This window comes from Mycobacterium montefiorense (assembly GCF_025823255.1).
GTDB lineage: Bacteria > Actinomycetota > Actinomycetes > Mycobacteriales > Mycobacteriaceae > Mycobacterium > Mycobacterium montefiorense.
In genome coordinates this window covers 512,730-532,711 of the sequence record NZ_JACKVL010000017.1, presented here as the reverse complement: position 1 = coordinate 532,711, position 19,982 = coordinate 512,730, and the positions used below count along the sequence as shown (strand labels likewise).

The 19,982-nt window shown below is 66.8% G+C and carries 16 protein-coding genes and 1 pseudogene; 7 read left to right on the top strand and 10 right to left on the bottom strand.

What is annotated here, in order from left to right; all coding sequences use genetic code 11:
* The first annotated feature begins 21 nt into the window (after nt 1-21).
* Nucleotides 22-1,176, top strand: coding sequence for a glycosyltransferase family 4 protein (locus H7K34_RS22450; RefSeq protein WP_264064206.1), 1,155 nt, complete (start codon nt 22-24; stop codon nt 1,174-1,176).
* Here the strand turns inward: H7K34_RS22450 and H7K34_RS22445 are convergent.
* Together H7K34_RS22445 and H7K34_RS22440 are read right to left on the bottom strand one after the other, a co-directional pair.
* Nucleotides 1,173-2,870, bottom strand: coding sequence for a hypothetical protein (locus tag H7K34_RS22445; protein WP_264064205.1), 1,698 nt, complete (start codon nt 2,868-2,870; stop codon nt 1,173-1,175). The two genes, H7K34_RS22450 and H7K34_RS22445, sit on opposite strands and share 4 nt — an antisense overlap.
* A 42-nt stretch (nt 2,871-2,912) precedes the next feature.
* Entirely contained in the window at nt 2,913-4,175 is a 1,263-nt protein-coding gene (locus H7K34_RS22440; protein ID WP_108922123.1) for a DUF3068 domain-containing protein, read from the bottom strand.
* Between the two features lie 89 nt (nt 4,176-4,264).
* Here H7K34_RS22440 and H7K34_RS22435 point away from each other — a divergent pair, with 89 nt between their 5' ends.
* A complete protein-coding gene (locus tag H7K34_RS22435) occupies nt 4,265-5,434 on the top strand; it encodes an acyltransferase family protein (RefSeq protein ID WP_264064204.1) in 1,170 nt (389 codons plus the stop codon).
* On the opposite strand, the gene H7K34_RS22430 is transcribed toward H7K34_RS22435, so the two are convergent.
* The 3 genes from H7K34_RS22430 to H7K34_RS22420 are packed head-to-tail and all read right to left on the bottom strand — an operon-like array spanning nt 5,431 to nt 8,424.
* Complete coding sequence (locus tag H7K34_RS22430) at nt 5,431-5,910, bottom strand: YbjN domain-containing protein (RefSeq protein ID WP_264064203.1); 480 nt, start codon at nt 5,908-5,910, stop codon at nt 5,431-5,433. The genes H7K34_RS22435 and H7K34_RS22430 overlap by 4 nt on opposite strands.
* Before the next feature lie 48 nt (nt 5,911-5,958).
* Entirely contained in the window at nt 5,959-7,446 is a 1,488-nt protein-coding gene (locus H7K34_RS22425) for an AMP-binding protein (RefSeq protein WP_264064202.1), read from the bottom strand.
* A complete protein-coding gene (locus H7K34_RS22420) occupies nt 7,447-8,424 on the bottom strand; it encodes a phosphotriesterase-related protein (RefSeq protein ID WP_264064201.1) in 978 nt (325 codons plus the stop codon). It lies immediately after the preceding gene.
* Nucleotides 8,425-8,589: 165 nt separating this feature from the next.
* On the opposite strand from H7K34_RS22420, the gene H7K34_RS22415 reads away from it, so the two are divergent.
* Nucleotides 8,590-10,290, top strand: a complete 1,701-nt coding sequence (locus tag H7K34_RS22415; RefSeq protein WP_264064200.1) for an acyl-CoA dehydrogenase — start codon at nt 8,590-8,592, stop codon at nt 10,288-10,290.
* Between the two features lie 80 nt (nt 10,291-10,370).
* Here the strand turns inward: H7K34_RS22415 and H7K34_RS26690 are convergent, their stop codons facing one another.
* From H7K34_RS26690 to H7K34_RS26995, 4 genes and pseudogenes are all read right to left on the bottom strand, one after another.
* On the bottom strand, nt 10,371-11,516 hold the full coding sequence (locus tag H7K34_RS26690; protein ID WP_457852192.1) for a PPE family protein: 1,146 nt from the start codon (nt 11,514-11,516) through the stop codon (nt 10,371-10,373).
* Between the two features lie 127 nt (nt 11,517-11,643).
* The gene (locus H7K34_RS26825) at nt 11,644-12,732 is read right to left on the bottom strand and encodes a helix-turn-helix transcriptional regulator (protein WP_308205456.1); all 1,089 of its coding nucleotides are present in this window, start codon (nt 12,730-12,732) and stop codon (nt 11,644-11,646) included.
* Nucleotides 12,693-13,751, bottom strand: coding sequence for a hypothetical protein (locus tag H7K34_RS22400; RefSeq protein ID WP_264064199.1), 1,059 nt, complete (start codon nt 13,749-13,751; stop codon nt 12,693-12,695). Before H7K34_RS22400 ends, H7K34_RS26825 begins: the two co-directional genes overlap by 40 nt.
* Before the next feature lie 85 nt (nt 13,752-13,836).
* Nucleotides 13,837-14,139 (bottom strand): annotated as a pseudogene (locus tag H7K34_RS26995) (AAA family ATPase); the annotation flags it as partial.
* Nucleotides 14,140-14,323: 184 nt separating this feature from the next.
* Here H7K34_RS26995 and H7K34_RS22390 point away from each other — a divergent pair.
* Entirely contained in the window at nt 14,324-15,013 is a 690-nt protein-coding gene (locus H7K34_RS22390; protein ID WP_264064197.1) for a TetR/AcrR family transcriptional regulator, read from the top strand.
* Nucleotides 15,010-15,945, top strand: a complete 936-nt coding sequence (locus H7K34_RS22385) for a R2-like ligand-binding oxidase (protein ID WP_264064196.1) — start codon at nt 15,010-15,012, stop codon at nt 15,943-15,945. Before H7K34_RS22390 ends, H7K34_RS22385 begins: the two co-directional genes overlap by 4 nt.
* A 4-nt stretch (nt 15,946-15,949) precedes the next feature.
* Here H7K34_RS22385 and H7K34_RS22380 read toward each other — a convergent pair whose 3' ends face one another.
* Complete coding sequence (locus tag H7K34_RS22380; protein WP_264064195.1) at nt 15,950-17,326, bottom strand: NADP-dependent succinic semialdehyde dehydrogenase; 1,377 nt, start codon at nt 17,324-17,326, stop codon at nt 15,950-15,952.
* 81 nt (nt 17,327-17,407) lie between these two features.
* Between H7K34_RS22380 and H7K34_RS22375 the strand changes: the two genes are divergently transcribed.
* Nucleotides 17,408-19,054, top strand: coding sequence for an acetolactate synthase large subunit (locus H7K34_RS22375; protein ID WP_264064194.1), 1,647 nt, complete (start codon nt 17,408-17,410; stop codon nt 19,052-19,054).
* A 5-nt stretch (nt 19,055-19,059) separates the two neighbouring features.
* Entirely contained in the window at nt 19,060-19,968 is a 909-nt protein-coding gene (locus H7K34_RS22370; RefSeq protein WP_264064193.1) for a LysR family transcriptional regulator, read from the top strand.
* Nucleotides 19,969-19,982 lie beyond the last annotated feature (14 nt).

The window sequence follows — 19,982 nt, the reverse complement described above, 5'->3', positions numbered from 1 at the left end:
GCAACGGCTACGCTGACCATGATGTCTGGTCTGCGCTCGGTACTGCTGTTGTGCTGGCGCGACACCGGACACCCGCAAGGCGGCGGCAGCGAAGCCTATTTGCAGCGCATCGGCGCGCAACTGGCCGCATCCGGCGTCACGGTCACCCTGCGCACCGCCCGCTATCCGGGTGCGCCGCGCCACGACGTCGTCGACGGCGTTCGAATCAGCCGCTCGGGCGGGCGGTACTCCGTTTATGTGTGGGCCTTGCTGGCGATGGCTGCCGGCCGGCTGGGGCTCGGCCCGCTGCGGGGCGTGCGGCCCGACGTCGTGGTCGACGCCCAAAACGGTCTGCCGTTTTGCTCCCGGCTGTTGTACGGCCGCCGGGTGGTGGTGCTGGTACACCACTGCCATCGCGAGCAGTGGCCGGTCGCCGGGCCGTGGTTGGGACGGCTGGGCTGGTTTGTCGAGTCGTGGTTGTCGCCGCGGTTGCACCGGCGTAATCAGTACCTGACGGTGTCGCTGCCGTCGGCGCGCGACCTGGTTGCCCTGGGCGCGGACAACGAGCGGATCGCGGTGGTGCGCAACGGCCTGGACGAGGCGCCGGCCCAGTCGCTGTCCGGCCCGCGTTCGGCCGTGCCGCGGGTGGTGGTGCTTTCGCGGCTGGTGCCGCACAAGCAGATCGAGGACGCGCTGGAAACAGTCGCCGACCTGCGGCCGCGGCTACCTGAGCTGCATCTGGACATCCTCGGCGACGGCTGGTGGCGTCAACGCCTGGTCGACCACGTCCGGCGGCTCGGCATCAGCGACGCGGTCACTTTCCACGGCCATGTCGACGATGTGACCAAACACCATGTGTTGCAAAGTGCTTGGGTGCACGTGCTGCCTTCGCGCAAAGAAGGCTGGGGCCTCGCGGTCGTCGAGGCCGCACAGCACCGGGTGCCCACCATCGGCTACCGATCCTCGGGTGGGCTGTCCGACTCGATCGTCGACGGGGTGACCGGGATGTTGGTGGACAACCGCGCCGAGCTGGTGGACCGCCTCGAACAACTGCTGTGCGATCCGGTGCTGCGCGACCAACTCGGTGCCAAGGCGCAGACGCGCAGCGGCGAGTTCTCCTGGGCGCAAAGCGCTGACGCGATGCGCGCCGTGCTGGAAGCGGTGCAAGCCGGCGAGTTCGTCAGCGGCGTCGTCTAACCGCGGCCGCGCCGCCGGACACCGGCGACCAGTGCGCCGCCGCCGCCGACGACCAGCAACCCCAGCCAGGCCAGGTGTGCGATCACCGTGGTTAGGCGATCGGCCGATGACGCCGCGGGGGTGTTGCCGCCGATCCGGTACAGCGTCAGTTCCTCGTCGCGGAACACCGGTGTCAGCGCGCCCAGGGTGCGCGCGGCCGAACCCATGTCGCCGGCGCTGTCGGATTCGACGACCAACCACCCGACGCCGGCCGGGGCCAACGCCGACGGAGCAGGCCCGGACAGCAGCAACTGCTGGATCGACCGGGCGCGCTCACCTTCCCCGGGCACGACCAGCCCGGAGATCGCCAAGTCGCCGGTGCTCAGCACGTCGGCGCACAGCCAGCGCGGCAGCGGATCCAGCACCGGCGCCGGACCCGACCACACGAAGCGCCGCATCGAGCCCGCGGGCAACACCGCGACCGGCGCGGGCGCACCGTTGATCGTCGCCGCCACGGCAGCCCACCCCGGCGGGTAGTGGGCCGGCGCGACCTTGCCGCCGGCGCCCCACGCCAAGTCGGGCAACACCGCAATCAGCGCGAGACAGCCGGCCAGCGCCGTGGCGAAGTCTGCCCCAGCGGGCACCCACCGCCGCACTGTCACCACCGCCCCGGCTCCCGCGAGTGCGTATCCGGGCATCGCCAGCGCGACCCACTTCTGCCCGTCGCGCAGCACACCCAAGCCGGGTGCGGCGTCAACCATCACGCTCAGCACGTGCAGTCCGGGGCCGGTGGCCAGTGCGGCCGGCACCACCACCGACACCGCCGCCAACACCAGCAGCGGCGCCACCGCCGGGCGACGTATCACCGTCGGTAAACCGGCCACCACCACGCAAAGCAACACCAGCGCCGAGATCACCGCGAAAAGCGTTGCCCGGGAACTGGGTACGGCCTCGCCATTCCAGATGCCGCCGAGGCTAGCCAGGCTGACCAACGTACCCAGACCGGGCTCAGCGCGCGGCGCGAACGCGAGAACGCCCAGGGTGCTCGCCGCTTTGGGGGTGGCCAACGACGGGCCCATCGCCGCGGCCGTCAGCCACGGCAGCGCCGCCACCAGCGCGGCACCCAGCGTCGCCGCAGCGCACAGCCACCGCGTCCGGCCCGCACCCGGTGCGGCCACGCACACCAGGCTCACCGTCGCGGCGAGCAGCAGCCCGGTCGGGGTCAGTCCGGCCAGCGCGATCCAGAACGCCAACGCGAAAAGGCCGGAGGCTTGCGCCGAGCGCAGCCTGCACATCGACGTCGCCACCCAGGGCAGGCAGCCGTAGCCGACCAGCAGGCTCCAATGCCCCTGCAGGAGTCGTTCGGCGACATAGGGATTCCAGATCGCCAGCGTGACCGCGACAAATTGGCCGGACATGCCGGCGCACGGCAGAGCGGTCGCGACGAGTCGCGCCGCACCCCAGCCCGCCAGCCACAGCCCCGCGACGAGCAACACCTTCACGACGACACCGCCGTCGATGAAGTGCGAGGCCAGCGCCACCGCGAAATCCTGGGGCGTCGCCCGCGGCGGAGCCGTCAACCCCAGCGCGGTGTCCGACAGGTACGAGCGCGGCGTGGACACCGCGTCGCGCAGTAGCAGGTATCCCGGCCGCAGCAGCGGCGCAACAACGAGCAGCGCCAGGACCAACGCATATCCGGGGAGCGACCAAAGCACCGCCCGGCGGTACGGCGCGGTCACCGTCGGCGCGACCGCGGGCTAGTCCCGGTCGGGCGGGCCGGGAGGGTTCGGTTCGGGCGACCCCGGTTCGGGCGGATCGCCGTCGGGCGGATCGTCGTGCGATTCGGAGCGCTGGGTGGGCAGCTTCTCGGTCTCGGCCTCGGCGCCGGGCACCCGTTCCTCGAGCCCGCTGCGACCGAAGAACTCCTCGTCACCACGGTCCAGGCCGGGGTCGGTCAGCGCGCTCTCGGTCCGCAGGCTAAACGATGCCAGCAGCCCGCCGCCGATCAGCGCGATCAGGCCGACCGCGGTGAACGTGATCGGCAGTACCCGCGACCACAAGGCGAGGCGGTCACGCTCGTCGCGGGCCGCGTTCACCTGAGATTCCACGGTGTCCTCGTTGGAGGTGACCTTGTAATCGGCCAGCGTCAGCTCCGGCTTCACCGGATCGCGGGCAAAGAAGTGGTTGGCGTGCTCGGTCTCTTTGATGATGGTGCCCGAGACCGGGTCCACCCAGAACGTCCGCTGCGCCGCGTAATAACGAGTCATCGTGATCTGCTCGGCGGGATCGCCACCCTGGATGCCCCACATCGCCGCGGACGTCGTCACCTTGCCGTCTTCGTCGCCGGCGTATAGCGACGGGTACTTCACCGGCGCCACCAGCTTGCCGTCGGCGCTGTAACCGATGTTCTGCGTGAAGCGGTACGCCGTCAGGCCATTGACGTCCTCTTGGGTGTCGTAGTTGACGTCGTAGGTCTTCTGCGCGACCGGGTCGAAGTACGGATAGGTCTTCTTCTCGGTATGGAACGGGAAGCGGTAGGACAGGCCGTCGTGCCGCACCGGGATCGAGGTGGGCGGGTTCTCGTCGTTGAAGGTCCGCGGCTTCTGCACGGCGCCACCGGTGTGGGTGTCGTCCGAGACGGCCATCGCCGTCTTGCGGTTGAGCGTGACGGTGTCGACGATCGCCAGCAGCAGCCCGGTGTCCTTTTGCTTATCGGTGCGCCGAAGGGAGGTGCCGACTTGCAGCGTGACCACGTCGGCGTTGGCCGGCGACTCGACGCTGATCTGCTGCTGGGAAACCAGCGGCACGTTCTGGTTGACGACGACGTGATCGGTGGATAGCGACGACGAATCGAGCGCCGTACCGCTGCCGTCGCCGACCAGGGTGGTGTCAATGTTGAGCGGGATCTTGGTAATCCTGCTGGTCGTGTAGGTCGACAGCAGCAGCGCGGCGATCAGCAGGGCGGCCCCGAGTCCGATGATTCCGCACGCGGCGAACCGCAACATAACCGCTCGGTTCACGTGGCCGTGCCCTCCCTAATGCGCTAGGCAAATCCGTTTGACCCTAACAGCAGTACCCGATTCGGCAGGTAACACTTCGCAGGCAGACTGTGATCGTGACCGATAGCCAGCAGGCGGGTGGAGTCCGTAGCTTCCTCCCCGCCGTCGAGGGTATGCGCGCCTGCGCGGCCATGGGTGTGGTCACTACACATGTGGCCTTTCAGACCGGACACTCCAGCGGTGTCGACGGCCGGCTGTTCGGCCGCTTCGACCTCGCCGTAGCGGTGTTTTTCGCGCTGTCGGGGTTCCTGCTGTGGCGGGGTCACGCGGCAGCGGCGCGGGAGCTGGGATCGCGGCCCCGCACCGGTCACTACCTGCGCTCGCGGGTGGTGCGCATCATGCCGGCCTATCTGGTGGCGGTCGTCGTGATCCTCACCCTGTTACCCGACGCGGATCACGCCAGCCTGACGGTGTGGCTGGCAAACCTGACGCTCACCCAGATTTATGTGCCGCTCACCCTGACCGGCGGCCTGACCCAGATGTGGAGCCTCTCGGTGGAGGTGACCTTCTATCTGGCGTTGCCGATTCTCGCGTTGCTGGCCCGCCGCGTTCCGGTAAGTGCCCGGGTGCCGGTCATTGCCGCGCTGGCGGTGCTCAGCTGGGCGTGGGGTGGGTTACCGCTGTTTTCGGGGCACGCGGGATCCGGCAATCCGTTGAACTGGCCGCCGGCCTTCTTCTCCTGGTTCGCCGCGGGCATGTTGCTGGCCGAGTGGGTGCACAGCCCGGTCGGACTGCCACACCGGTTGGCGCGACGGCGCGTGCTGATGGCGGCCATCGCGTTGCTGGCCTTTCTGGTGGCCGCCTCACCGCTGGCAGGACCGGAGGGGTTGACTCCGGGCACCGCGACGCAGTTCGCGGTGAAGACCTCGATGGGCGCGGTGGTCGCGTTCGCATTGGTCGCGCCGCTGGTGCTGGATCGCGTCGGCACCCGTCACCGGCTACTGGGTAACAACGGCATGGTCACCCTGGGCCGCTGGTCCTACGGCCTGTTCATCTGGCACCTGGCCGCCCTGGCGATGGTGTTCCCGGTAATCGGGACGTTCCCGTTCACCGGCAACATGCCGACGGTGTTAGCGCTGACGCTGATCTTCGGCTTCGCGATCGCGGCGGTGAGCTACGCCCTGGTCGAGTCGCCGTGCCGGGAGGCGTTGCGCCGCTGGGAGAAACGCGAGACAACCGCTCAGGTGGTTGATGCCGAGGCGGACCCGATAGCACCCTAGCCGGTGCGGTCCATCCACTCTTCCAGGGCATCCGCGGACGGCAGGCAGATGGCCTGCTCGATCTTGTCGATCAGATCGGCCCCGTACTCGACGGTGGACCTGATGAAGTTGCCCAGCGCCGCCAGGTGGACGCCGTCGGTCAGCAGGTAAGCACTCTCACCCACCACATTGACGTAGTTGGTCGCAGCGGTCTCGCGCACAAACGCCTTGGGCCAATGGTTGTCGCGATTCCACTCGTTCACCAATTCCATCAGGCGCGGGCGCTCGCTGGCGTGGTAGTACCTGGCCGGGCTGACCGAGATCTCCAGAATGTCGGGCCGCAGTCCGTTGATCCGCAGATTCACGTGCAGCTTGCCGCGCTCATAATTGGACAGCACCATCATGAATTCCCCGCCGTCGTCGCTGCGGAAAAACCGCAACTGGCGTGAGCACAGATAGCGTTCGATCAGCTCGGTACTCAATGGCTCGATCTGCATGCCCTCATGGTGGTGCCGGGGACTTGGAAGATTCTTGGTGCCGTCTGGTCAGCCCGCTTCAGCGGCCGGCTGTCGGGCCATGATCTCGGCCCGCACCGCCGATCGCCGGGCCTTGCCGGCGTCGTCGCGCAGCGGGGTGTCGACGAATTCGACCGTGTGCGGCACCTTGTGCCCCGCGATGTTGGCGCGCAGAAACTCCTGCACACCCGCGGCATCCAGGGTGGAGTCGTCGGCCGTTTGCACCAGCGCGTAAGGCACCTGCCCCAGATCGCCGGCATTGGGATCGGGGACGCCAACTACTAAGCAGGACAACACATCCGGATGTGCCGACAGGGCATTCTCGATCTCCGCGGGGTAAACGTTGCGGCCGCCGACGGTGAACATGTCGACCCGCCGGTCCGACAGATACAGAAACCCGTCGGAGTCGAAGTAGCCGAGATCGCCCAGCGAGTCCCAGCCGTCCCGGCTTTTCGCAGTCGCCCCGACGTAGCGATAGGTGGGCGCGCTGCCCGGGCTGGGCCGCATGTAGATCTCGCCCACCACACCGGGCGGACAGGCGTTGCCGTCGTCGTCAAGCACCTTCATCTCGCCGGCGACGACCACGCCCACCGAGCCCCGGTGGGTCAGCCATTGGTCACCGGAGATGAAGGTCACTGCCTGTAATTCGGTGCCGCCGTACAGTTCCCAGATTTTTTCCGGGCCCAGCAGATCGATCCACGCCTGCTTGATGGCCGGCGGGCACGGCGCCGCCAGATGCCAGAACCGCCGGATCGACGAAAGGTCGTAGGCCTGCGGGTCGGCCTGGTAGACCGGCAGCGTCCGCTGCATGATCGTCGGCACCGCCGTCAGGAACGTCACGCGATGGTCGCTGATCAGTCGCAGGAATTCGTGCGGGTCGAATCGGCTCATCAGCACCAGATGCTGGCGCATCAGCAACGCCATCGTCGCCGCGGTGAAGCCGGTGTTGTGGCTCAACGGCACCGGCACCAACGTGGTGTCGCCCTCTTGGGCGCCGAGCGGATAGCCGATGGCTGCCGGTATCCGGCTGTCGCCGCCGGACTCGATCAGTTTGGGCCGCCCGGTGCTGCCGCCCGATCCCATCGCCTTCCACACCGGCGAAACCGCTTCGGGCAACGCGGCGTCGGACAGCGTCAGGTCAGGAGTGAAATTGATTGGCATACTTGGTATTTCGGGGTGCTCCTGACCCACCAGCAGAGCGGGTGGACGCAAGTCCAGCAGCCCTGCGAGCTCTGCGGCCGGCAACCGTGCCGACAGCGGTTGTGGCACCGCGCCCAGCTTCCAGCACGCCACTGCGGCCTGAATCCACTCGACCGAGTTGGGCAGCACCATCGTCACGTAGTCGCCGACGCCTACGCCGCGCTCGGCGTAGGCGCGGGCCAACCGGTTCGTCGAGAGGTCGAGCTCGGCGCGCGTGATGGTCAAGCCGTCGCAGGTGAGCGCCGGCTCGTCGGGGGCGAGCTCGGCCAGCGCCGAGATCTGCGTACCGATCGGCGGGATCGGTTCACTCTGGGTCATCTAGTAAGCGCCCGTCCGCTCGAAGATGCGCCGCGGATTGTCCGCCAGCATGGTGTGCAGTTGCTCGTCGGTGACGCCGCGCTCTTTCAGCGCAGGGATCACGTCGTTGTGGATGTGCAGGTAGTTCCAGTTCGGCATCATCTGCGGCACCAGCTCTTCGGGCAGCGCGTCGAAATAGCAGTTGGCGTCGTGCGAGAGCACCATCTTGTCGGCGTGCCCGCGTTCGCACATCTGAGCAACCGTGTTCACCCGGTCCTCGAACGGCAGGTAGGCGTCGATGCCGAACCGGTCCATTCCGATAAAGGATCCGGGTGCGATGAGTTCCTCGAGATATCCGATGTCGGTGCTGTCGCCGGAATGTCCGATGATTACCCGGCTTAGGTCGACGCCCTCCTCTTCGAAGATGCGTTGCTGTTCCAGCCCGCGGCGCAGCCCGGCGTGAGTGTGCGTGGAGATCGGCACCCCGGTCCGTTTGTGCGCCTGCGCGACGGCGCGCAGCACTCGCTCGACGCCGGGGGTGACGCCGGGTTCGTCGGTCGCGCATTTGAGGATTCCGGCCTTAATTCCGGTGTCGGCGATGCCCTCCTCGATGTCGCGGACGAACATGTCGGTCATGATCTCCGGGCCACCCAGCAACCCGCCCGGGCCCTCGTAATGGAACCGTAGTGGCAGATCGTTGTACGTGTAAAACCCAGTTGCCACAACGATATTCAGCTCGGTGGCCGCCGCGACGCGGGCGATTCGTGGGATGTAGCGGCCCAGTCCTATGACGGTGAGGTCGACGATGGTGTCCACACCACGAGACTTGAGCTCGTTGAGCCGTTCGACGGCGTCGGCGACCCGTTTTTCCTCGTCGCCCCAGGCTTCCGGATAGTTCTGGGCGATCTCGGTAGTCATGATGAACACGTGCTCGTGCATGAGCGTCACGCCGAGATCGGCGGTATCGATGGATCCACGCGCAGTATTTAGTTCGGACACCTCGCTGATGCTAGGCCCGCCCGGCGGTCATTTAACAGAGGCAATTGCGGGGACAATTCGGATTTTCGCTGGCAACCATATGATGAGGCCCAGATCGCCGGTTATTGGCGTACCGTCGGCCGCGTCCGTTTCGCTCACCCGTTTGACCGCACCGGGAGTCATGTCATGTTGCTCAATCCTAACCATCTGCAACGCCGCTACCCCGACCGTCGCTCGGGCGAGATCATGGCCGCCACCGTGGACTTCTTCGAGTCCCGGGGCAAGGCCCGGCTGAAGGCTGACGACCATGCGCGGGTCTGGTACTCCGACTTCTTGAACCACATCGGGCAGGAACGCATCTTCGCTTCCCTGCTCACGCCGTCGCAGTACGGGTCCTCGGACGACTGCCGCTGGGACACCTACCGGATCAGCGAGTTCGCCGAGATCGTCGGCTTCTACGGGCTCAACTACTGGTACCCGTTCCAGGTCACTGCGCTTGGCCTGGGCCCGATCTGGATGAGCGACAACGAGGACGCCAAGCGTAAGGCCGCCGCGCAGCTGGACGCCGGCGAGGTGTTCGGCTTCGGCCTGTCCGAGCAGACCCACGGCGCCGACGTCTACCAGACCGACATGATCTTGACGCCCAAGGACGGCGGCTGGATCGCCAACGGCGAGAAGTACTACATCGGCAATGCCAACGCGGCGCGAATGGTGTCGACGTTCGGCAAGATCGCCGACACAGACGAATACGTCTTCTTCGTCGCCGACTCCCAGCACGACCGCTACGAGCTGATCAAGAACGTCGTCAACTCGCAGAACTATGTCGCCAACTATGGCCTGCGCGACTACCCGGTGACCGAGGCCGACCTGCTGCACCGCGGCCCCGGGGCGTTTCACGCCGCGCTCAACACCGTCAACGTGTGCAAGTACAACCTCGGCTGGGGCGCGGTGGGCATGTGCACGCACGCCATGTACGAGGCGATCACTCACGCCTCCAACCGCTACCTGTACGGCACCGTCGTCACCGACTTCACCCACGTGCGCCGCCTACTCACCGATGCCTACACGCGACTCGTCGCGATGAAGATGGTCGCGACCCGCGCCAGCGACTACATGCGCAGCGCGTCGGCCGACGACCGTCGCTACCTGCTTTACAGCCCGCTGACCAAGGCGAAGATCACCAGCGAGGGCGAGCGCGTGATCACGGCCTTGTGGGATGTGATCGCCGCCAAGGGCGTGGAGAAGGACACCATCTTCGAGGCCATGGCCCGCGAGATCGGCCTGCTGCCAAGGCTGGAGGGCACCGTCCACATCAACATCGGCCTGCTGGCCAAGTTCATGCCCAACTACCTGTTCGCGCCGAACAGCGAGCTGCCGCTGATCGGGCGTCGCGACGAAGCCGTCGACGACTCATTCCTGTTCAACCAGGGGCCGACCGGCGGATTGGGCAAGGTCCGCTTCCACGACTGGCGCGCGCCGTTCGAGAGCTACGCGCATCTGCCCAACGTCGCCCTGCTGCGCGAGCAGATCGACGTGCTGGCCGAGATGCTGGCCAGTGCTACCCCAGATGCGGTGCAGCAGCAGGACATTGACTTTGCGTTCGGGGTCGGGCAGCTGTTCGCGACGGTGCCCTACGCCCAGCTGATTCTGGAGGAGGCGCCGCTGTCCGGGGTGGACGAGGCGCTGATCGACGAGATCTTCGCCGTGCTGGTGCGCGACTTCAATGGCTACGCCGTCGAATTGGGAGACAAACGCGCCACGACCGACGCGCAGGCCCGCTTCGCGATGCGGATGATCCGTCGCCCGGTGTTCGACCAGTCGCGCTACGACCAGGTCTGGAAGGAACACGTCCTGCCGCTCAACGGCGCCTACCAGATGCGGCCGTAGCTTCTTGCTCCTAACCGTCGAGTGTGCGGCTGGACGCACACTCGAGACCCACTGTGCGGCTGGACGCACACTCGAGCGAGCTAGTCGGCGGCGGCCGAGAGAGCGTCCAAAAGTGCGTCGACGTTGAGCTGGGGCTGGATTGCGGCGGTTCCCGCCAGGCCGGGCGCGCTGGTTGCCGTGGCCGCGGGGGCAGCGGCCAACGCGCTCGATGAGCTCGAGACGACCGGGGCGACGGGGACGAAGGTCGGCCCGGCGACGACGGTGCCGCTATTAATGGCCGTGACTAGGCCGGTGCTGGCGTTGATGGTGATTTCGGCGCCGGCGCTGCCGGCGGTGACGGACCCACCGGGGATGGTGACGGTCGCCGCGGGGCCTCCGATTTGGGTCATGGTGCCGGCATCGAGGACATAGTTTCCCGGAGAGAAACTAATTTGAGTGAAAGGACCCAGCGTAGATTGCCCCCCTGGGCCCGTAATGGTGATGGTGCTGATCTGGAACTGGGGGGAATTCCCCGGCGGGATTGTGAAGTTGATGGGGTTCCCGGTGGTGGCGGTGAAGGTGACGCCGGGGTCGATGGTGGCGCCGCCGGGTGCGATGTTGGCAGTGCTGCCGGGGGGCAGGGGCGGGTCGATGAGGTTGGCCTGCTGCGTGGCGAGGCTTTGGGTCATCTGGGTCAGGGATTGGGTGCGCGCGGTGGTGGTGTTGGCGGTGGTTTGGGCCAGCGAGCGGGCTTGGTCGTCTTGGCCTGACGGGTTGGTGATTTGCGGTGGTTCGTCAAACAAGGTCATGGTGGAGGCGTCGGCGGCGTAGGTGTACATGGCGGCGGCGTCTTGGACCCACATCTGCGCGTATTGGGCTTCGCAGGCCGCGATGGCCGGGCCGTTTTGCCCGAAGAAGTTCGTCGCGATCAACGCCATTAACAGCGTGCGGTTGGCCGCGATCACCGGCGGGGGCACCGTCATCGCGAACGCCGCCCCATACGCCGCGACTGCGGCGTAGGCCTGGGTGGCCGTCACCCCGGCTTGGGCCGCCGCGGCCTGCAACCACCCCACATAGGTCGCGGCCGCGCCCGACATGGCCAGCGACGACGGCCCGAACCAGGACAGGCCGGTCAGGTCGGCGATTTGCGAGGAGTACCCCGCCGCCGCCGATTCCAGCTCGGCGGCTATCTCATCCCAAGCCGCCCCGGCCGCCAGCAGCGGTCCCGACCCGGGGCCGGTATACATCCGGGCCGAGTTGACCTCCGGGGGCAGCAACCCGAAATCCACAAGACATGTTGTGCCGAAACGACGACAGCGCTATCCGGGAGCGACTACTGCAATTTTCTGCCGCTTCAGCAAACGACTACTGCAATCACCGTCCGTTGCTGCGAAGTAACGATGCTCCGCCGATGACACTGGCCAGACCAGCGCGGCCGGTCACCCCGGCCTTGCTGCACGCCCGATAGATGTGGCTCTCGACGGTCCGCACGGACAGTGACACCGCTTCGGCGATCTCGCGGTTCGATAGGCCCCGGGCAACCAGCACTGCGATCTCGCGTTCCCGGTTGGTGAACGGCGGCGCGTAGGAAGCAGCCTCGATGGCGGGGCTGGTCGCGCCGTGACACCGTGCCGCCAGCCGGTGTGCACGTGCCGCCGCGGTCATCGCACTGCCGGCGAGGCCCGCGCGCCGGTGTGCCGTAGCGGCTTGGCCCGCGGCGTCGGCGCCGGCCAGCAGGTCGCCCATTGCCTCGAATTCGGTTGATACCCGGTCGAGTTCGCCCGCGTCGTCGGCTGCCAGCGCCGCCGCGTAGCGCGCCGCGACTGCAACGCGCGGGCCTTCGACGAGCGTCGAAAGCTCCGTGAGTCGCTCGGCCCCATCGGTGTCGTCGAATTGCACCGCGGTCTGCAGGCACCACACCTCGCGCGCGAGTTGGTCGTGGCTACGCGCGAACTCCGCCGCCTTTCGCGCCAGTTGGCGCGCTTCGGTCAGTCGTTGCTGGGATGCGGCCAACCATGCCTCGGTCAGTAGTTCGGTCGACGTGAGGTAGACGTAGGCGGGATGCCGGTGTGTCCGCGCGGTGTGCAGCGCGCGCTCCGCCCCGGCGCTGTCGCCGGATCGCGCCAGCGCCTGCGCGCGCAGCAGATGGAAGCGGTAAAAGCTGTTCACCACGTGGAAACTGTTCGTCATTTCGGCCTCGACCTTGTCCGGCAGGTGCCGCAGCGCCGCGGAGAGGTCGCCGGCGGCCAACATCACCATGCCGTCGATCTCCGCTACCACCGCTCGTACGTCCGCCGGCTCTTCGCGGTGCGCGCGGCGGTGACGTTTGGCCACCTCGACGGCCTCGGCGATGCGTCCCGCCGCCACCAAGCCGAAGGTGTGAAATTCGGTCAACGTCTGACGAAGGAAATTGCCCTGCTCACTCAGCGCGAGTGCCTCGACGCCGTCGATGGCCTTTGCCACGGCCTGATCGGGTTGACCGAGTTCGCCATGGGCCATGCTTGGTAGCGGCGCGCACCATGCGAGGCCTTGAGCGCGTCGTCGATGAGCCGCCAGGACCGCTCCGGAGATCGCATGCCCCACAACAGATTTGACGCACGCATCACTACGTCGTTGATGAAGGCGGATTCCGTTGCTTCGTCGACCTCCACGCCCTCGAGAACTTCCAGCGCAAGCTCTCCCTTATCCCTCATGAAAAGGGAGTAGGCGAGCGGTATTCGCGCCTGTGCGCCGATACCGGTTGCGGCGGCGGCAGTGAAGAGCCGCTCCGCGGTCTCGAAGTCCAATAGCGAACTCGCCGCCGTGGCGGCCGCGAGCAGCACGTCCGGCTCGGGCGGAAGGTCCGACTCCAGCCAGAGCAGCCCCCGCTTCATCACCTCCGCCGCGCCCCCACCATCTTTCATCGCGGTCGCGACCTGGCCGCGAAGGCGCCGCAGCCGCGAGGAGCCGCAGCGATTCAGGCGCACCTCGGCAAACATGGGGTGGCCGATGTACACCTCCTTGGCGGACAACCGGATCAATTCGCGCTGCTCGGCCTCCTCGATGGCCTCCTGCCCGGCGACCAGTCTCAGGCACTGCCAGTCGACCGGTTCGGAGATAGCCACCAGATCGACGACGTCGCGGACATCGTCGGGAATGGCGCCGATCTGTGCGTCCACCAGCTCCGCCAGCGATCCCGACAGGCCCGGGCTACCCAGCCAGCGCAGTGCGCCGTCGTCGTTCGTCATGCGTCCCGCGTGGAACTCTTGCTCCACTAGCTGCCGCAGGAACAACACATTTCCGCGGGTCAGACGCCACAGCTCGTCCCCGCACTGCTGATCCGGTGCGCACCCGGACACCGCCAGCAACAGTTCGTCGGTCTGAGCGCGGGTCAACGGGTCGATCTCGCGCCGGGATACCAGGCCGTCTTTCCAGAGCGCCGTCACCGCGGCGGGGGCCGGCTCGCCCGTCCGAATCGTGACGACCACCGTCGCGGCCCGCAACTGCGCGAGTTGATGCAGTACCAGGGGCCGACAGATCGTCGAGCAGATGTGCATCGTCGACGAAGACCAGCAGACGGTCTGGTTGGGTGTCGGCGGTCAGCGCATCGACGACCCGGCGCGCCAGTGCGTGGGGCGCGCCCTCCGCGTCGTCGGTCCATGCGGCGAAGGCGGCCAACGGAATTGGGCGACTGGTCACCGTTGCGGCCGTGCCGCGGACCGTCCACCCGGCATCGGCGGCCGCCCGCACCGCCTCGCGGGCCAACCGCGACTTGCCGACCCTGGCTTTGCCCGCCAACGCGACTCCTCGCGGGCCATCGGTGGTGGCGAACAGCCGGCCGACCTCGTCGATCTCCTGACGTCTGCCGACGATGGGCCAGTGGTCGAGCACCAGCAAATATTAGCTAGCAGCTGCGTTCTTCACCTGTTATTCGGCCTGCATAGCTCGTCATCGTCGAACGTCCGGTCCGACCGAACACTCCGGCTGGGCGCAGGTACGGAGGCTCCCGCCAAGACCCTTGACTGTGACGCGGCTCACGTTATGATGACCAGTGGTCATTGAATTGAGGTGAACCATGCCAACGGTTACCTGGGCGCGCGTCGACCCCGCTCGTCGCGCCGCGATCATCGAGGCCGCCGAGGCCGAATTCGGGGCGCACGGATTTTCTGGTGGCAGCCTGAACGTCATTGCGCGGCGGGCCGGCGTCGCGAAAGGCAGCCTCTTCCAATACTTCGCGGACAAACGCGACCTGTATGCGTTCATCGCCGACATCGCCAGCCAGCGGGTGCGCGGCTACATGGAGGACCGCATCCGCGAACTCGACCCGAGCCGGCCGTTCTTCGAGTTTCTGACCGACTGGCTCGACGCGTGGGTCGCCTACTTCGCCGATCACCCGCACGAGCGTGCGCTGCACGCCGCGGCGACCTTGGAGGTCGATACCGACGCCCGCATCAGCGTGCGGTCCGTCATCCACCGCCACTACCTGGAAGTGCTGCGGCCGCTGGTGCGCGACGCACAGGCGCGGGGCGATTTCGGCCGCGAGGCTGATATCGACGCGATGCTGTCGCTGCTGCTGCTGATTTTTCCGCACCTGGCGCTGGCTCCCTACATGCGGGGTCTGGACCCCGTCCTCGGGCTCGACGAGCCCAGCCCCGAGCAGCCGGCGCTGGCCGTGCGCCGGCTCATCGCGGTGCTGGCCGCCGCGTTCGCGGCACCGAATGCCTCCGATACCCCAGCCCCATTGCGATCTGAGGAGGTCACATGAACCGAACCCGAATTGCCTCAATGTCCCAAGGCGGACTCAACTGGGATAGCTTGCCGCTCAAGCTGTTTGCAGGCGGCAATGCAAAGTTCTGGAATCCAGCCGACATCGACTTCTCCCGCGATCGGGAGGACTGGGAACGCCTCAACGACGACGAACGCAGCTACGCGACCCGGTTGTGCGCCGAATTCATCGCCGGCGAGGAATCGGTGACCCAGGACATCCAGCCGTTCATGGCCGCGATGCGCGCCGAAGGCCGGCTCGGCGACGAGATGTACCTGACGCAGTTCGCCTTCGAGGAAGCCAAGCATGTCCAGGTCTTCCGGATGTGGCTTGACGCGGTCGGCATCACCGAGGACCTGCACTATTTTCTCGACGACGTCCCGACCTACCGCACGATCTTCTACGAAGAGCTGCCGGCGTGCCTCAGCGCGTTGACAATCGACCCGTCACCGGCCGCCCAGGTGCGGGCGTCGGTCACTTACAACCACATGGTCGAAGGCATGCTGGCGCTGACCGGCTACTTCGGTTGGCACAAGATTTGTGTGGAGCGCGGCATCCTGCCGGGCATGCAGGAGCTGGTGCGGCGCATCGGTGACGACGAGCGACGCCACATGGCGTGGGGAACCTTCACCTGCCGGCGCCACGTCGCCGCCGACGACGCCAACTGGGGTGTCTTCGAGGCGCGGATGAACGAGCTGATGCCGCTCGGGCTGCGCCTGATCGAAGAGGGCTTCGCCCTGTACGACCCGATGCCCTTTGGTCTGTCGGTCGACGAGTTCATGCAGTACGCCTCCGACAAGGGCATGCGGCGGTTCGGCACCATCTCCAGCGCGCGCGGCCGCCCGCTCGGCGAGATCGACCTCGACTACTCGCCGCTACAGCTCGAAGACACCTTCGCCGAGGAGGACGAGCGGGCGCTGGCAAGCGTCTAAGCGGCTAGCCCACCCAGACCGTCTTGGCGTTGCAGAACTCCCGAATGCCCAGAGCGGCCAACTCGCGGCCGTAGCCGGACCGCTTGACGCCGCCGAAGCCCAACTCGGGGTAGGACACCGTCATCCCGTTGATGAAGACCTGGCCCGCCTCGATCTCGTCGATGAAGCGCTGCTGCTCGGCCTCGTTGTTGGTCCAGGCGTTGGACCCCAGCCCGAAGGTGGTGGCGTTGGCGATCTCGATGGCCTCGTCGATGCCCTCGGCGCGGTACATCGATGCGACCGGACCGAAGATCTCTTCGGTGTAGAGCGCCATGTCCTTGGTGATGTCGGTGACCACTGTCGGCGGGTAGAACCATCCCGGCCGGTCGGGAGTCTTTCCACCGCAACGGATTTTGGCGCCGGCCGCGGCGGCGTCGTCGACCTGCTTGGCGATCTCGTCGCGGCCCGACTCGGTGGCCAGCGGGCCCACGTCGGTGTCCGGGTCGGTGGGGTCGCCGACTTTCAGCGCCTGCATGCTCTCGATGAACTTGTCGACGAACGCGTCGTAGATGTCGGTGTGCACGATGAACCGCTTGGCGGCGATACAGGACTGGCCGTTGTTCTGGGTGCGGCCGGTGACCGCGGTCTTGACGGCCTCGTCGAGGTCCACCGACGGCATCACGATGAACGGGTCACTGCCGCCGAGCTCGAGCACGGTGGGCTTGATCTCGTCGCCGCAGATCGCCGCGACGGACTGGCCGGCCGGCTCGCTGCCGGTCAGGGTGGCCGCCACCACCCGTGGGTCGCGCAAAATACCCTCGACCGCGCCCGACGAAATGAGCAGCGTCTGGAAGCAGTCCGCCGGGAAACCGCCGCGGGCGATGACGTCAGACAGGTAGAGCGCCGACTGCGGCACATTTGAGGCGTGCTTGAGCAGCCCGACGTTGCCGGCCATCAACGCGGGCGCGGCGAACCGCACCGCCTGCCAGAGCGGGAAGTTCCACGGCATCACCGCCAGCACCACGCCGAGCGGCTGGTACCGGATGTAGGCCTTTTTCGCGCCTACCTTGCTGGCGTCCGCCGGCTCGTCGGCCAACAGCCGCTCGGCGTTCTCGGCGTAGTAGCGAAAACCCTTGGCGCACTTGAGTGCTTCGGCCTTGGCCGAGCGCAACGTCTTGCCCATTTCCAGCGTCATCATCGCCGCGACCTCGTCGGCCTCTTTTTCCAGCAGGTCGGCGGTGGCGTTGGCCCACTGCGCGCGCTGGGCGAAGGTGGTGTTGTGCCGGTAGTCGAGGAACCGTGCATGCGCACGCGCGATCGCGGCATCGACTTCCGCGTCGGTTGCCGGGGTGAAGGTTTTGACTGTCTCGCCGGTGGCCGGGTTTATGGTCGCGATCGACACGCTGACTTCCTCTGCTCGCGGTGGGTTGATAAAACGTCCAACTCACAGCCTGCCACTATCGTTCCAGTAGGGAGGTGGCGGATGAGTACAGCCGCACGGCTGATGGTCCAGTGCCTGGAAAATGAGGGCGTTTCCGTGGTCTTCGGGCTGCCCGGTGAGGAGAACATCCGGTTCGTGCAGGCGCTGGCGTCCTCGCGGATCCGCTTTGTGCTGACCCGCCACGAGCAGGCCGCGGCATTCATGGCCGAGATGTATGGACGCGTCACCGGCCGGGCCGCGGTCGTCTCGGCGACCTTGGGACCGGGTGCGATCAACATGCAGCTCGGGGTCGCCGATGCCACCACCAACAGCACGCCGCTGGTCGCGATCTCCGCGCAGGTCGGCGAGGATCGCGAGTACAAAGAGTCGCACCAATACGTCGACCTGGTCTCGATGTTCGCCCCGATCACCCGGTGGGCCGACGGCGTGCCCACCGCGCGCGCCATTCCGGAGATGTTCCGCAAGGCGTTCAAGGTCGCCGAGGCAGAGCGCCCGGCCGCGGTGTATCTGGCCGTGCCCGAGCACATCGATGCCGATCAGACCGACTACGACCTGAGCCCGTTGCCCCGTAACGTAGTCCACGCCGAGGCGCCGGCGGCCGGTCAGGTGGCCCGCGCGGTCGACATCCTGCGTAACGCCAAGCGCCCGGTGCTGCTGGCCGGGCACGGCGCCGCCCGCGCCGACGCCACCGAGGCACTGATCCGGTTCTCCGAGGAATTCGGCATCCAGGTCGCCAACACCTTCCACGGCAAGGGCGTCATGCCCGACGATCACCCCAACAGCATCGGGACCATCGGGTTCATGCGACACGACTACGTCAACTTCGGGTTCGACCACGCCGATGTTGTCATCGCGGTCGGATACGAACTTCAGGAATTCGACCCCGTCCGGATCAACCCACAAGCCGACAAGAAGATCATCCACATTCACCGTTTCCCGGCCGAGGTCGACATGCACTACCCGGTCGGCGTCGGGATCATTGGCGACATCAGCGACTCACTCAATGCGGTGACCGACGCACTGGCCGGTCACCGCATCAACCATACCGACGAAGTACCGGGCGCCGGTTTGCTTGCTGAGGAATTCGCTCGGGGGCAACAGGATTCGCGATATCCGCTGGCGCCACAGCGGATCGTCGCCGATATTCGGGCCGCGCTGGGGCGCAGCGATGTCGTGCTGGTAGACACCGGCGCGACCAAGATGTGGATGGCACGGCTCTACCCGACTTACGAACGCAACACCTGCCTGGTCTCCAATGGCTTGTCCACGATGAGTTTCGCGCTGCCGGGTGCGCTCGGCGTCAAGCTGGCACGGCCCGAGTCGAAGGTGCTCGCGGTGGTGGGCGACGGCGCGTTCCTGATGAACTCGCAGGAAATCGAGACCGCCGTCCGGGAGGAGATCCCGCTGGTCGTGTTGATCTGGGACGATGGCGGTTACGGCCTGATCGAATGGAAGATGGACCTCGAGCTCGGGAATCACTACTACGTGAAGTTCGGCAACCCCGACATCGTGAAGTACGCGGAGAGCTTTGGCGCCAAGGGTTATCGGATCTCTCATGCCGAGGAGCTGCTGCCGACGCTGCGGGCCGCGCTCGACGACGACGGGGTCTCGCTGATCTGTTGCCCGGTGGACTACTCCGAGAATCTGCGGCTCACCGGCCGGCTCGGTGAGCTGGACGAAACGCTTTAGCTTTCATGCTGTTTCGTCAGCTGGAGTACTTCGTCGCGCTGGCCCGGGAGCGGCATTTCGCGCACGCGGCGGATGCCTGTCATGTATCCCAGCCGGCGTTGTCGGAAGCAATCCGCAAGCTCGAACACGAGCTGAAGGTCCCGTTGGTCCGGCGCGGCCAGAAATTCGAAGGTCTGACGCCCGAGGGCGAACGGCTGGTGCACTGGGCGCGGCGGATCCTGGCCGACTGCGACGCCCTCAAGCTGGAAGTCACGGCATTGCAGACCGGCCTCGTCGGCGAGCTGCGCTTGGGGGTGGTCCCCAACGCCGCCACTACCGTTGCGCTGCTGACAGATTCGTTTTGCGCTGCGCACCCGCTGGTGCGGGTACAGCTGGAGACCAATCTGCGCTCGGCCGGGATCATCGAACGAATCCAGCGGTTCGAATTGGACGCGGGGATTCTGTACCCGGACCGTCACGACACCGGCGAACTGTTGGTCACCCCGCTGTATCAGGAGCATCAGGTGCTGATCGTGGGCGGCGACCTGTTGCCCGGCAAGACCGATTCCATCAGTTGGTCGGATGCTCTGGCGCTGCCGCTGTGTCTGCTCACCGTCGGGATGCGCGGCCGCCGGGTGATCGACGACGCGCTGGCCACTCAGGGACTTGCGGTGGCTCCGCAACTCGAAACAGATTCCGTTGCCACTCTATTCGCGCATGTCGGTACCGGGCGTTGGGCGAGCATTGTGCCGCACACCTGGATCCGCGCCCTTGGTGTCCCGGCGGGGGCTTGTGTGCTGCGGCTGCACGATCCGGTGGTCACCGCCCCGATGGTGCTTGTCACCAGCGCCGCAGAACCCGGCTCGGTGGTGACCCGCGCGCTGATAGAGATCGCACGCGACGCGGCCATCGGTGAGGTGTTCGGCCGGCTTTGAGTTTGATAGGCCAG